The following is a 13,826-nucleotide window of genomic DNA, read 5'->3' as shown; positions in this document are numbered from 1 at the left end:
CATGTGCGGGTCCCATATGTGGGGAGGCCACACGTCCGGGCAGGACGTGTGGGCAAAGCACATGTGGGGAGCCCACACGTGCTCGCCCCACACACTCAGCACACAGTCAGCAGCTGGTTCCTGTTGATGACCTCAAGGGACAGCGTGCGATAACCCACCGTCTCGAACAGCACCGTGAGCCGCTCGTTCTCCTCGCTCATGACCGACCCCTGCCCCCACTGCTCGTGCCGTACGAGGGTGCCGGGCGGGAAGGCGTGCTCGTACCCGGCGGGTGCCGGAGTCGCGGGCTCGGGAATCGGACCGCCCGTACCGGCCAGCACGGCGGGCCCGCCCTCCGCACCGCCGTCCTCCGCCAGTTCGGCCGCCTCGCACCGGTCGCAGGAGCCGCAGGACTCGTCCTGGCCGCCCTGGCCGAAGTAGCCGAGCAGGAACCGCCGCCGGCAGCCGGTGGCCTCCGCGTAGCCCCGCATCATGTCGACGCGGGAGCGCTCCAACTGCTGGTGGGCGTCGCCGAGTTCGATCGCCGCCTGGGCGGCCTCGGCCGGGCCGGCCTTGCCGGTGGCCTCCAGTTCGCCGTCCTCGGTGGTGTGGACGGCGTCGACCTGCTCCAGGAGGTTGACGACGGCCGTCAGGCGGCTCGCCGTCAGGTGGGTCTCGTCGCGCAGCTCGGTGGGCGGGACGGGCCCGTCGTGCTCCTCCAGGGTGCTCACCACCTGGGTGACGGTGTCCGGGTCGGGGCGCCCGGCCGCGAAGAAGCGCTGCATGCCGAGGTCCTGGGGCCGGTACATGAGTATCGCGCGGGACGCCTCGCCGTCGCGTCCGGCGCGGCCGATCTCCTGGTAGTAGGCGTCCAGGGAGCCGGGCACGGAGGCGTGCAGCACGAAGCGGACGTCCGGCTTGTCGATGCCCATCCCGAAGGCCGAGGTCGCCACGACCACGTCCAGCTCCCCCGCCATGAACCGGTCGTGCACATCGCCCCGCTCCCGCGCGGGCAGCCCCGCGTGGTACGCGGCCGCGTCCAGCCCGAGCAGGCTCAGCTCCTCCGCGTACTCCTCCGCCTCCCGGCGCGTACCGGCGTATACGAGGCCGGGCTTGGCCTCCGCGGCGGCGCGCTCGACCACGGCACGCTTCTTGGCCCCGGCCTCCCGGAACGGGATGACCTCCAGGTGGATGTTGGGCCGGTCGAACCCCGTGACGACCTCGTGCACGTCGCGCATGCCCAACTGGCTGACGATGTCGGCCCGTACGGGTGCGGCGGCGCTCGCGGTCAGGGCCAGTACGGGAGGGCGGCCGAGCCGGTCGATGACCTGGCCGAGCCGCAGGTAGTCGGGGCGGAAGTCGTGCCCCCACGACGACACGCACTGGGCCTCGTCGACGACGAACAGCGCGGGCTGGGCGGCCAGGAGCTGGTCGACCACCTCGTCCTTGGCGAGCTGCTCGGGCGCCAGGAAGAGGAAGTCGACGTCACCCTCGCTGATCCGGTCCCAGACCGCCGCGTTCTCGCTGCCGCTCTGGGACGAGTTCACGGCCGCCGCCTCCGCGCCCTCGCGGCTCAACAGGCCCCGGACCTGATCCCGTTGGAGGGCGACGAGCGGCGACACCACGACGGTCGGCCCCGGCAGCAGCAGCCCCGGCACCTGGTAGACGGCCGACTTCCCGGCCCCGGTGGGCATCACGACCAGCGTGTCCCGCCGTTCCATCACCGCTTCCATCGCCACGAGTTGCTCGGGTCGCAACTCCTCCCACCCGAACACGTCCGACGCGCTCTTCCGCAGCCGCTTCGCCTGGGCGGTAGTCATCATGCTCTCCCTGCATTCCGGGCCTTGCTCAGACCACCGGAATCGGCGCCTGGGTGAGCACCCGGTACCCCGGAGAGGCGGGAGTAGCGCCCCGCCGGCTCAGGAATTGGCCTCAGCCCGGTGGGACACGCCAAGGCTCCACCACCGCTCGCCCAGGCCCGTCGGACACCTCCCGCCCACCTCCCTCGGCGACGGGCGGCGGTGGAGCCCGTCGCGATCGAGGTGCCGGTACCGGTACGGAAGCAGTGAATGCGAGGTTCCGCTTAATCCCCGCTTTTCCATGGAATGCCGCAAGAACCCCCGGGCACATGAAGTCCAGGCACAAAAGGCGACTGGGCGTTCATTCGACGTACCGGCATTCCTGCTTTCACGGAACGGGAGTTCTCATGGCGAGTTACGGTGGCCAGCCGGCCACTCGATCCGGTTCGCGGACCAATGGTCTCGCCATCGCGGGCCTGGTGTGCGGCATCGTCGGCTTCTTCTTCCTCAATGTCGTTCTCGGCCCCCTGGCGATCATCTTCGGCATGGTCGCCAACCGGCAGTCCGGCGCCAAGGGCGGCCATGGCATGGCGAAGGCCGCCGTCGTTCTCGGTATCGTCGACCTCGTGATCTTCGCGATTCTCATGATCGTGGCGGCGAACAACGGCGGATTCCACTGGTACGTCGGAAGCTGACGCCGCAAGGGAATTCCGGAGGCGTACGGAAATGGGCTGCGGGCAGTGATGAACCATGACGACACTGCTCGCGGCCTTTGTACTCGGCACCCCCGATCCGCCCGCGCTGGCCGATTTCTATCGCGCCCTTCTGGGCTGGGACGAGGTCGACCGGGAGCCGGACTGGGTCCGGCTCAGGTCTCCGGAGCGTGAACGCCCCGGTCTCAGCTTCCAGTTGGAGAAGGAGCACCGCCCGCCGGCCTGGCCGTCCGGCCCCGGCGACCAGCAGATGCAGGCCCACCTGGACATCCAGGTCGACGACCTCGCCGCCGAGACGGAGCGCGCCCGCGCCCTGGGCGCGACGGTCGAGGAGCACCAGCCGCAGGACGACGTCCGCGTGCTGCGCGACCCCCACGGCCACCTCTTCTGCCTCTTCCTCCCCGGCGCCTGAGCCCCGCGCACGACTCGGCCCCGCCGCGACCGGCAAAGGGCGTTGCCCGCACCCGGCGTGCGTGATTGGCTCGGCCGATGGATCTTCTGCTGACCTCGGCCGGCCTGCGCAACGAGACCCTGAAGGACGCCCTGCGGGACATGCTGGGCAAGCCCTTCGGGTCGGCGAACGTCGTGTACGTCCCCACGGCGTCCATGGCCGAGTCCGGGGACCACGGGTGACTCCTCGCCGACATGACCCGCGTGCACGGCCTCGGCTGGCGGGAGGCCGACATCCTGGAGCTGAACGGCCTGCCGCCGCGGCTGGTGCTCGACCGGCTGGAGCGCGCCGACGTCATCTACGTCGGCGGCGGCAACCACTACCACCTGGCCCGCAGCATCACCGGCAACGGCCTGGCCGACGGCATCCGGGATGCACTGGCGGACCGGGTCTACGTGGGACTGAGCGCCGGATCGATGATCCACAGCCGGCATCTCACCACGCACTCCGCCGACGTCCTCGGAGACTCGGCGGACCTCCGTAGGCTCGGCGCGACCACCGTGACCCCGCCCTTCGGCCTCGTCGACTCGTACCTGAAGCCCCATCTGTACTCACCGGACTTCCCGGAACGCGACGACGCCTGGGCCGATCGCATCGTCGCGCGGGCGGACTTCCCGATCCACTTCATCGACGACGACACGGCACTCCGCGTGCGTGGCGACAAGGTGGACGTCGTCTCGGAGGGCCGGTGGCGCTTCCACCCGTGACCATGAGCGTTCTTCTCCGCCGCCGAAGACCGTCTCTCCTCAGCGCTGCTGTTCGAGGGCCTCGTGCAGGGCGTCGAGCCCCTCGCGGTAGATGTCCGTGAAGAGCGCCACGACTTCGTCGTCACCGGCTCCCTCGGGCACGAAGCGTCCGGACCACTGGACCTCGGCGACGTCGCCGTCTCCGGTCACCGCGTGCACCCGCAAGGTCGAGAGGTAGTCGACGACGGGGAAGGGTGCCTGCAGGATGGTGTAGCTGTAGAACCGCTCGATGTCGTCGAACTCCACGAGGCGCTCGACGATGACGTCGCCGTCCGGGTTCTTCAGCCGCCGCACCCGGCCACCCTCGGCGAAGGTGCTCTCGGGGATGTAGGGCAGCCAGTCGGGAAGGGACCCGAACCCGCCGATCAGCCGCCACACGCGGTCGGGGGAAGCCGGCACGTGCCGGCTCACTGACGTCGATGCCATGGTGTTCCTCCAGATCGTTCCCTCGTCGGTACTCGCGGGCCGTGACGGGCGGTTCAGCTCGGCTGTGCGGTGGGCATGATGGTGACCTGCTGGAGGTTGACGCGCGGGGGAAGAGCGGCCAGGAATCCGACGACGTCGGCGATGTCCTCGGGGGTGAGCCACTCCATGCCGCTCTCCTTGGAGTCGGCGAGCCACTGCAACGTGCCTTCGTCGGTCACGTGGCTCTGCAGCTCGGTCCCGACGATCCCGGGTTCGAGCGCGGACACGCGTACGTTCTTCGGCCCCAGCTCGACGCGCAGGTGCCGGGACAGGTGGGTGACGAACGCCTTGGTGCCCGAGTACACCGCGAAGTTCGGGAAGATGTTCTGGGCGGCGATCGAGGACATGTTGACGAGATCGGCGACGCCTCGCTCCTGGGCCGCCCTGACGAGCTGGGGCGTGAAGGCGCCGATGACGTTCATCAGCCCGGTGATGTTGAGGTCGACCTGCTGCTGCCACTGGTCGGCCGCACGCTCCTCGATGGGAGCGGGAAGCATGACACCCGCGTTGTTGACGAGCAGGTCGGCGTCGCCGAGGTCCTCGGCCACGCGGTCCGCGGCCGACTGGACGGCGGCGGCGTCGGTCACGTCCACCGTGATCGCCAGCGCGCGGCCGCCCTCCTTCTCGATGCGGTCGACGAGACTGCCGAGCCGGTCGGCACGGCGTGCGAGGACCGCGACGTGAGCGCCCATTGCCGCCAGACGTTCGGCAGTCGCCTGGCCGATTCCGCTGGAAGCTCCGGTGACGACCGCTATCCGGCCGTTCAAGGACTGGTCGGGCATGGCGGGTCGAGTATTCATGGGACCCCTTCCGGCACGCAGGAGAGACTGTGCGGCGCACGGAACGCGTGACTTCGGGCCGGGAAATGGTCCGGAGCGTCCACGCCTGCCGGATCATCCGGCACCTGGGCGCGTCTTTCCGGCGCCGCCTCAAAGATACTTCAGAAGCGGATTGCGCACCTGCGGACGGATGACCGGGCAAGTCAGGTCGCTTCCGGCTGAGTTGACAGGAACTGAGCACGCCTGTCCATGGGGTCACGACCGGTGACACCTTGTCCTGCGCTCTCCGGGACGGCTTCGGTTCGGGCTATGCGGTGGATCTCGCCTTCCTCTGTGACGCCAGCGCACGATGGACGGCCGCCACCACGATCGAGCCCTCACCCACCGAAGAAGCAACTCGTTTGACCGACCCCGAGCGGACATCACCGACAGCGAACACGCCGGGGACGCTCGATTCCAATTCCATGGGCCGGCCGTCCGGGGGAAAGGCCGAGGTGTCGGAGACGTCGTGGCCCACGCGAATGAATCCCTTTTCGTCCGTCTCCAGGCAGTCCGTCAGCCATGACGTGTTCGGTACGGCCCCGAGCATCAGGAAGGCGTTGGAACTGGGCGTGACCCGCGACTCACCCGTGGAGTTGTCCTTCCAGCGCACTTCCTGCAAGTGCCCCTTTCCCTGGAGCTCGACGACCTCGCTCCTCGTGTGCACAGAAATTCTGGCCGCCGCGTCTATGCGTCTGGACAGGTATTGCGACATCGAGTTCGAAAGCGCAGCCCCGCGGACCAGCATGCGTACGTGATCCGCCACCTGAGAAAGGAACACCGCGGCCTGCCCCGCCGAGTTGGCGCCGCCCACCACGAACACCTCCTCGCCCTGACAGCACGCGCCTTCCAGGGCCGTCGCGGCGTAATGAACGCCGTTGCCCTCGAACCGCGGCAGTTCCGGCAGGTCGAGACGCCGGTAGTGGGCGCCGGTGGCGACGATCACCGTACGGGCGGACAGTGTCTCCCCGTCGCCCATCCGCAGGGTCAGAGGACTTCCGGAACAGTCCAGCCTCTCCACGGTGTAGGGAAGGGCGATGCGCGCCCCGAACTTCATCGCCTGCACCTGCGCGCGTGTCGCCAGATCGCGTCCGCTGATCCCGAGCGGGAACCCGAGGTAGTTCTCGATCATCGACGACGTTCCAGCCTGCCCTCCCGGGGCCGTGGCCTCGACGACGACCGTGCTCAGCCCCTCGGACGCCGCGTACACCGCGGCGGCGAGGCCCGACGGCCCGGCGCCCACCACGGCCACATCCACCGTCCCCAGATCGCCGATGTCCTCCCTGAGCCCCAGGCATTCCGCCACCTCGGAGATCTCCGGATTCTGCATGTACGTACCTGGGCGGCAGATGACGACCGGCCAGCGGGCATCGGACTTCACGCCGTAGTCCCGCAGCACTCCGGCCGCCTCGGGCTCACCGGGGTCGATCTGGCGCACAGGGTAGTTGCTGCGATCCAGGAAACCGCGGATCCTCAGCATGTCGCCCGATTCGGGAGGACCCGCGAGAAGGACGGTCCCAAGGCCCATGTGCACGTATCGCAGCCGCCGTTGCATGAATGCCTGAAGGACGATCTGTGCGATGTCAGGCTCGTTCGCTATCAATGTCCGCAACTGGGCCGGCCGCAGGCGAATTACGACGCAATCCTCACGTGCCACCGCCTGCACGAGTGATTTCTGCCGGTGCAGCAGGGACAGCTCACCGGTGAACTGCGCCGCGGACAGCACGGTGACGGTCCGGTCTTCGACGGAATCACCGGGGTTTCCCTCCTGGAGGATGTCGATCACTCCGTCCAGAATCAGGAAGAAATCAAAACCCGTCGTTCCGCGACTGTAGAGGATCTGCCCGCGCTCCAATGTGTCGGCGCTTCCGTATTCACGGACCCGGCTCACATGCTCCTCGGAAAGCACCGGAAAGGCATCCTCGTCCATGCCGACCCGGACAGAACCGTCGTAGCTCGTCATGTCATCCATCTCCCGAGCAAGTCGGTGCACCGGTACCCCGGCTCCCTACGCTCCCAGTGTGCTCCCGCACGGGGAGCAGCGGCATCCGGGGCGCGAAACCGAAGGCACCGAACCCTCGCGATCGCCGCCGTAAGGGAATTCCACATCGAATACGTGGAGAGCATGAGAACCCGCACTCGGTCTGGCCGCCGCATTTCACTTGGACAAGCGCGCCAGATTGTTGGACGGCAGCGTCTCGTTCGCCGCACCTGGATGGCTGCATCATTATGCAAGTTGCCCCCGTTCTCCCGCCGCGTTAGCTTGAGTGGGTCTGCCTGAGGCCGCCGTCTGACGGCTCATCACTCCCCCCTTCAAATAAAGAGGAGAAGATTGATGGCTGATATTCTTTTCGTGCTGACCGGTGCGAGCTACTGGACACTTCGGGACGGTCACCGCCACCCGACCGGTTACTGGGCCGAGGAGTTCGTGGCCCCTTACACCGCGTTCACGAGGGCCGGACACAAGGTCACTGTCGCGACGCCGGGTGGAGTCGTCCCCGTCGTGGACACGATGAGCCTGCGGCCGAGCATGACCGGCGGGGAGGAGAACTCCCTGGAGCTGGAATCCGCCATCGAGGCGGCCGAGGAGCTGCGTCATCCGCTGCCCCTCGATCAGGTCGGCATCGACGACTTCGACGCGGTGTACTACCCCGGTGGACACGGGCCGATGGAGGATCTCTCCTCCGACGCGGACTCCGCCCGTCTGCTGCGCGAGACTCTGGCGTCGGGCAAACCGCTGGGCATCGTCTGCCACGCTCCGGCCGCGCTCCTCGCCACACGTGACGAGAACGGGACCACGCCCTTCGCCGGTTACCGGGTGGCCGGGTTCAGCAACGAGGAGGAGGCCGGTGTCGGCTTCGCCGACAGGGCCAAGTGGCTGCTCGAGGACGAGCTGAAGAAGCTGCCCACGGAGTACTCGCGGGGCCCGGTGTGGGAGCCGTACACGGTGGTGGACCGAACTCTCTACACGGGCCAGAATCCCGCGTCGTCCGGACCGCTGGCCGAGGAGATGCTCAAGGTTCTCACCTGAGGGTTCCGCCGGGCACAGGACGTGCCTCCTCCGCATGCACCGGTCGACGGCCTTGAGGCGGACACGGACAGGACGCCGGCCTCCAACACCCGAAAAGGAACCATCATGGCCCTCGATCAGATTCTCCCCGGGCGCATAGGCTTCGGCACGGCCCCCCTCGGGAACATGTTCCGCGCCGTCTCGGACGAAGAGGTGTCGGCGACGCTCGACGCCGCCTGGGACCAGGGCATCCGCTACTACGACTCGGCGCCGCTGTACGGAGCCGGGCTCGCCGAGATCCGCCTGGGCGAACTGCTGTCGCAGAAGCCGCGGGACGAGTTCGTGCTCTCCTCGAAAGTTGGCCGGGTCATCCTCGACGAGGTCGAATCCGGCAGCAGGGATCTGGGCGACAAGGGCGATCTGTTCGCGCACGGCAGGCCCAACAAGATCCAGCACGACTGGACGGCCGAAGCGACCGAGCGCTCCATCGAAGGCAGCCTGGAACGGCTCGGAGTGGACCGGCTGGACATCGTCTGGGTGCACGACATCGCCCAGGACTTCCACGGCGACCAGTGGCTCGGCAAGTTCGAGGAGGCGCGGACGGGTGCCTTCCGGGTCCTGTCCCGGCTTCGGGACGAGGGCGTCATCAGGGCCTGGGGGCTCGGGGTCAACCGCACCGAACCGATCGAGATCGCCCTCGAACTGGACGAGCCCAAGCCGGACGGCTTCCTGCTGGCGGGCCGGTACACCCTGCTGGACCACGCGCACGCACTGGAACGGCTCCTGCCGATGGCGGAGCGGCAGGACGTCGGCATGGTCGTCGGTGGCCCCTACAGTTCCGGCATCCTCGCCGGGGGTACCAATTTCGAGTACCAGGACGCGCCCCCGGAGATCGTCGAGCGGGTCGGACGCATCAAGGAGATCGCCGACCGGCACGGCGTCCCGATCAAGGCCGCCGCGCTGCAGTTCTCCCTCGCCCACCCCGTGAGCGACGCGGTCATCCCCGGTGCGACCAAACCCAGCCGCATCAGCGAGGACCTGTCCGCCCTGCGGGAGGACATCCCCGTCGAGTTCTGGCGGGAACTCCGCGAAGCCGGCCTCGTCAGCCCACTGGCACCCCTGCCCGGCGGCGTCTGAGAACCCCCGACGCGGAGGCGGTGCGACCGGAATGATCCTCGGGGTCATCTTCGCCGTCCTTGCTGCTGCCAGCAATGCCCTGGGCACCGTGCTGCAGCGGCGGGCAGTGGTCCATGTGCCCGGTTCCCGCGGGCGGGGACTCGCTCTCGTCGGCGACCTGCTGCACAATCCGGCCTGGTTCGTGGGGATTCTGGGCACCGTTCTGGCGGCGCTGTTCCAGGCTCTCGCCCTCCTGTCGGGGTCACTGGCCACCGTCCAGCCGATCTTCATCCTCGAGCTGCCCCTGGCTCTGATCTTCGGCAGCGTGGTGTTCCGGGTCGGAGTGTCGCCGAGAGCGTGGGGATGCGTGATCTGCATCTTCTCCGGCCTGGCCGTCGCGCTGTTCTCGGCCGCACCCTCCGGGGGGCGGCCTCAGGTGCCGGGCATGGCGTGGGTTCCGGCGCTCCTCGTCCTCGGCGGACTCGCCGCCGCGTTCGTCGTCGTCGGTCTGCGGCGCCCGCAGGGGGCCGCGCGAGCCGCCTGCCTCGCGCTCGCGGCGGCGATCGGCAACGCGCTCACGGCAGCCCTGGTGAAGTCCTCGATGGATGTGCTGTCCCAGGAGGGAGCGGCGGGCTTCTTCCTGGCCTGGCAGACCTACGCTTTCGCGATCGCCGGGTCGGTGTCCGTCATTCTGCTCGGGTACGCGATGCAGGCAGGCCCCATCATCGGCTCCCAGCCCGCTCTGACGCTCGGTGACGCGGCGGTCAGCTTCTTCCTCGGCGTGACGCTCTACGCGGAGTCGCCCCGCGGCGGCTGGTGGCTCGTCCCGGCGCTCGCGGGGGCGGCCCTGGTGGTCTACGGGGTGTTCGCGCTCTCCCGCACCCGCTGCCTCACCAAGTGCGTCAACCCCGCGGAGGAGAACCGGGACGAGCCCCGGCGCGGGCGGCCGGCGGCCGAGGCCATGTGACGCGTGCCCTGAGCTTGCGCCGCCGTGCGCGCTGTCGTCGTACGGACGCCGCGGCGGCCCGGACGTGGCCGTCGATCTCCGCCTGGAGGCGGCGCATCGTGTCGAGGTGATCCGCCGTCCAGACCATCCTGACGGCCGTCGCCGTGGTCTGTTCCGTGCCCGCGCTCAGATCGCGGCCCACGCTCTCGTGCAGGGCCGCGTCCACGGCCGGACGGCTGGGCGGGCGGCCGGGAGCGGCCCCGTCCCCGGCCAGTGCCCGGCCTGCCGACTCGAACCACGAGACGACGTCCGCGCACGAGTCGAGGATTTCGCGACCGGCTTCGGCCCGGCCGTTCCCGGGGGCGTGTCCCGCGCGGGACCACAGGTCGGTGACGGCGTCGGCGGTCAGCCGGAGGATGGCGACCGCGTCCACCAGCGCGGTGACGCCGGCCAGCGCGAGGTGCTTGGTGCCGCGTTCTGCCAGGTACTCGCGGAACGCGTCGTCGAGCCGGCGGGCGGAGGCAAGCGCCCGCCGGCGGTCGTCGCCCCCGGAAGCCGGGCCCGCGGCACCTGCCCTGTCGCAGAGCGCCAGCCCCGTCACGACGGCACCGCGCAGGTAGCGCGCGCCGTCGCCGAGGGCGTCGCAGAGCACCCGGCCCAGTGCGGCCGCGGCACCCAGTGGCCAGAGCAGCAGGCCGACCACCAGGCTGACGGCGCATCCGAGGGCCACGTCCTCGATCCTGACGAGTCCGAGCTGCCAGCCCTCGGGGTCGATGATGCTGAACAGGACCAGCAGCACGACGGTGAATCCGGCCTGTCCGGCGGTGAACGACGTGACGGCGGCCTCCATCCCCACGAGGACGATCGCCAGGGGCAGCAGCAGCCACAGAACGACGGGATGTGCGCCCAGCGCCAGAATGAGGGGTGCGCCCACGACGAAGCCGAGTACCGTGCCGAGCAGGGCCCGTCGGACCGTCTGACCCGTGCTCACGGCGTTGGAACGCAGGACGGCGAGCGTGCCGGAGGCCACCCAGAAGGCGTGCTGCAGACCGGTCAGGTGGGCGATCACCACCGCCAGACTCAACGCCGCCGCCCCGCGCAGGCTGTTGTGGAGCCAGACGGAGTTGCGGCTCAGATGTGCCGCGAAGCGTTCCTGCGCCGAGGACAGGGCGGAGTCGGCTCCCGGGGGACGACGGCCGAGCAGCCTGTCCCGCCGGCTCCGCTGCCGCGCGGTCACCGCGAGCTGGACGTTGCCCGCGATCGCGGTCACGACGAAGCTCATGCTCTGGGCCCGGAAACTGGGCCCGAGCGAACCGATCAGGGCGTCCGCAGGCGCGGCGGCCGGCACTCCCCCGCGGTCGGCACGGGCCGCCGGGACGGCAGACCGACGGGGCAGGAGCCCGATCATGGACTTCTCCAGTCCCGCCCGAGCCTCTTCGAGGCGGTCGACGCGGGGGCCGAGGCCGTGCGGCACCGAGACATCGGCCTGCAGCAGCGCCGCGCTGTGCTCCAGGAGGTCCACCGTGGCCATCTTGGTCTCGCACACCATGAGCTGGCTCAGCGGGTCCCTGCTCCTCGGCGGGTCCTGGTGCAGTACGGAGCCGAGCCAGATCACCTGGTCCACGAGCCGGACCACGGCCCGGGACGACAGCGACAGTCCGGTGGGGCGGTACGGCGTGCCGTAGAAGGTCTTCCGCAGGTCGGCCACGCCCTCCTCCGCCTGCCGTACCGCCGTCTCGAGGGCCTGATCGTGCGCGGTCGGGTCGGGCGCGCAGTCGACCTCGGCGCGCAGTCTGCCGGCGAGCAGGGCACAGGCGCGGGCGCCTGCCGCGCGCAGCGGGTCGCTGGCGGGGACCGGCCACATCAGGGTGACGGCGATCATCGAGGCCGCACCGCCCAGTACCCACCCGATCACGTGCTCCGGGATCGCGCCGAGCGGACCGCCGAGCGTCACCGGCAGGATGTAGGCGAACAGGAGCGCTGTGGTCGCGCCGGCGAGGGCGGAGCTGACGATCCCGGAGAACAGGACGCAGAACGCGATGACGAAGGTCGCCGCTCCTGTCAGCCAGAGCGTCTGGCCGGCCAGGGTGCCCAGGCAGGTGATGACCGTGGTGGCGAGGATCAGCGCCGCCTGGCCGGCGATCCGTTCGCGCATCGGGCCGCCGAAGTCCACGAACAGCGTCAGCACCAGCGAGCCGAAGGCCGCGAAGACCGCGATGTCCGGCCGTCCGAGACCGAAGTACGTGACGGCGAGGACCGAAGGTGCCAGGATCGCCGCCCGAAGTGCCCGCCGCAGCGCCGCCAGTCCCGGATCGCGGCCGCGCAGCCATGTGAGCGCGCCGTCCGGGGGCCGGCCGGGATGGATGCGCCCACCGTCGCGTTCCGCTCTTGTCACCCGCCCACCCAGACGGTCTTGGCGTTCATGAACTCGCGCATGCCGAGGTCCGACAGCTCGCGGCCGTAGCCACTACGTTTGGCTCCGCCGAACGGGATCTCGGGGTAGCTGGTGGTGTGGCCGTTGATGAAGGCCATGCCGGACTGGACATCACGCACGAACAGTGCGCGTTCGGCCTCGTCCTCGCTCCACAGGTTCGAACCCAGCCCGTACGGATGGCCGTTGGCCTCCCGCAGGGCTTCCTCCAGTGAGGAGACGACGAACACCTGCGCCACCGGGCCGAACACCTCCTCGTGGTACATCCGCATCTCCGGGGTCGTGCCGGACAGCACCGTGGGCGGGTAGTACCAGCCGGGCCGGTCGGGACGCTCCCCCCCGACCAGCACGGTCGCGCCCTTGCCGACGGCGTCCTCGACGTAGTCCTCGACGTCCTGCCGGCCGGACTCCGTCGCGAGCGGCCCGATGTCGGTGTCCTGGTCCATGGGGTCGCCCACGACGAGTGCCCCCATCTTGGCCACGAACTTCTCGATGAACGCGTCGGCGATGTCCTCGTGGACGAAGAACCGCTTGCCGTTGATGCAGGACTGCCCGTTGTTCAGGGTGCGTGCCACGACCGCGACGTCCGTGGCCCGGTCGAGGTCCGTGGACGGCATCACGATGAAGGGGTCGGAGCCGCCCAGTTCGAGGACCACCTTCTTGATCTCCTCGCCGGCGATGGAGGCCACCGACCGGCCGGCGGGCTCGCTGCCCGTGAGGGTCGCGGCCGCCACCCGCGGGTCGCGCAGAACCTGTGCCACCTTGCCCGACGGGATCAGCAGGGTCTGGAACACGTCCTCGGGAAAGCCCGCCTCGCGGAAGAGCCGTTCCATGTACAGCGCGCACTGCGGCACGTTGGAGGCGTGCTTGAGCAGGCCCACGTTGCCCGCCATCAGCGCGGGGGCGGCGAATCTCATGGCCTGCCAGAGCGGGAGGTTCCACGGCATCACCGCGAGGACCGTGCCGATCGGCTGGTACGTCACGTACGTGTGCCGCGCGCCGACACTCTCGCCGTCGCCGTCGACGTCGCGGAGGAACCCGGGGCCGTGCTCGGCGTAGAAACGCAGTCCCGCGACGCACTTGGCCACCTCCTGCCGGGCCGCCCGAAGGGTCTTTCCCATCTCCGTCACGATCAGCTCGGCGACGTCGTCCGCCTCGTTCTCCAGATGGTCGGCGGCGGCCCTCAGCCATCCCGCTCTGTCCTCGACGCTCGTCAGCCGGTACGACTCGGCCGCGGCCCGCGCGAGCCTGTCCTCCAGTTGACCGGCAGTCAGCTCCTCGAATCTCTCGACAATCTCGCCCGTAGCCGGATTCGTTGATGCGATAGCCATATCGATAAGGATACGAGCGGC

The 13,826-nt window shown here is 69.5% G+C and carries 11 protein-coding genes and 1 pseudogene; 6 read left to right on the top strand and 6 right to left on the bottom strand.

From position 1 onward, the window contains the following. Nucleotides 1-95: 95 nt before the first annotated feature. On the bottom strand, nucleotides 96-1,799 hold the full coding sequence (locus tag D0Z67_RS25395; RefSeq protein ID WP_031181445.1) for a RecQ family ATP-dependent DNA helicase: 1,704 nt from the start codon (nucleotides 1,797-1,799) through the stop codon (nucleotides 96-98). A 386-nt stretch (nucleotides 1,800-2,185) separates the two neighbouring features. On the opposite strand from D0Z67_RS25395, the gene D0Z67_RS25390 reads away from it, so the two are divergent. The 3 genes and pseudogenes from D0Z67_RS25390 (at nucleotide 2,186) to D0Z67_RS25380 (ending at nucleotide 3,649) form a co-directional block, all read left to right on the top strand. Beyond that, entirely contained in the window at nucleotides 2,186-2,473 is a 288-nt protein-coding gene (locus D0Z67_RS25390) for a DUF4190 domain-containing protein (RefSeq protein ID WP_031181446.1), read from the top strand. 55 nt (nucleotides 2,474-2,528) lie between these two features. Further along, a complete protein-coding gene (locus D0Z67_RS25385) occupies nucleotides 2,529-2,903 on the top strand; it encodes a VOC family protein (RefSeq protein ID WP_031181447.1) in 375 nt (124 codons plus the stop codon). A gap of 77 nt (nucleotides 2,904-2,980) precedes the next feature. Next, nucleotides 2,981-3,649, top strand: a pseudogene (locus D0Z67_RS25380) (Type 1 glutamine amidotransferase-like domain-containing protein). 39 nt (nucleotides 3,650-3,688) lie between these two features. Here D0Z67_RS25380 and D0Z67_RS25375 read toward each other — a convergent pair. From D0Z67_RS25375 to D0Z67_RS25365, 3 genes are all read right to left on the bottom strand, one after another. Then, nucleotides 3,689-4,114 (bottom strand): SRPBCC family protein, encoded by a 426-nt coding sequence (locus tag D0Z67_RS25375; RefSeq protein WP_031181448.1) that lies wholly within the window; start codon nucleotides 4,112-4,114, stop codon nucleotides 3,689-3,691. 53 nt (nucleotides 4,115-4,167) lie between these two features. Next, nucleotides 4,168-4,953 carry an SDR family oxidoreductase gene (locus tag D0Z67_RS25370; protein ID WP_031181449.1) on the bottom strand — a complete coding sequence of 262 codons (786 nt, stop codon included), beginning with the start codon at nucleotides 4,951-4,953 and terminating at the stop codon, nucleotides 4,168-4,170. A gap of 286 nt (nucleotides 4,954-5,239) precedes the next feature. After that, nucleotides 5,240-6,934, bottom strand: a complete 1,695-nt coding sequence (locus D0Z67_RS25365; protein ID WP_199812182.1) for an FAD-dependent oxidoreductase — start codon at nucleotides 6,932-6,934, stop codon at nucleotides 5,240-5,242. 372 nt (nucleotides 6,935-7,306) lie between these two features. Between D0Z67_RS25365 and D0Z67_RS25360 the strand changes: the two genes are divergently transcribed. The 3 genes from D0Z67_RS25360 (at nucleotide 7,307) to D0Z67_RS25350 (ending at nucleotide 10,064) form a co-directional block, all read left to right on the top strand. Further along, nucleotides 7,307-8,002 carry a type 1 glutamine amidotransferase domain-containing protein gene (locus tag D0Z67_RS25360; protein WP_031181451.1) on the top strand — a complete coding sequence of 232 codons (696 nt, stop codon included), beginning with the start codon at nucleotides 7,307-7,309 and terminating at the stop codon, nucleotides 8,000-8,002. Nucleotides 8,003-8,107: 105 nt separating this feature from the next. Then, a complete protein-coding gene (locus D0Z67_RS25355) occupies nucleotides 8,108-9,118 on the top strand; it encodes an aldo/keto reductase (RefSeq protein ID WP_031181452.1) in 1,011 nt (336 codons plus the stop codon). Between the two features lie 31 nt (nucleotides 9,119-9,149). Beyond that, the gene (locus D0Z67_RS25350) at nucleotides 9,150-10,064 is read left to right on the top strand and encodes a DMT family transporter (protein ID WP_037775109.1); all 915 of its coding nucleotides are present in this window, start codon (nucleotides 9,150-9,152) and stop codon (nucleotides 10,062-10,064) included. Here the strand turns inward: D0Z67_RS25350 and D0Z67_RS25345 are convergent. Both D0Z67_RS25345 and D0Z67_RS25340 read right to left on the bottom strand, forming a co-directional pair. Beyond that, a complete protein-coding gene (locus D0Z67_RS25345) occupies nucleotides 10,000-12,438 on the bottom strand; it encodes an FUSC family protein (RefSeq protein WP_051887721.1) in 2,439 nt (812 codons plus the stop codon). The two genes, D0Z67_RS25350 and D0Z67_RS25345, sit on opposite strands and share 65 nt — an antisense overlap. Further along, a complete protein-coding gene (locus tag D0Z67_RS25340; RefSeq protein WP_031181455.1) occupies nucleotides 12,435-13,805 on the bottom strand; it encodes an NADP-dependent succinic semialdehyde dehydrogenase in 1,371 nt (456 codons plus the stop codon). Before D0Z67_RS25340 ends, D0Z67_RS25345 begins: the two co-directional genes overlap by 4 nt. Nucleotides 13,806-13,826: the final 21 nt, after the last annotated feature.

Origin of the sequence: Streptomyces seoulensis, assembly GCF_004328625.1 — a bacterium.
Taxonomy (GTDB): Bacteria; Actinomycetota; Actinomycetes; order Streptomycetales; family Streptomycetaceae; genus Streptomyces; species Streptomyces seoulensis.
This window is presented reverse-complemented; position numbering and strand designations above follow the sequence as displayed.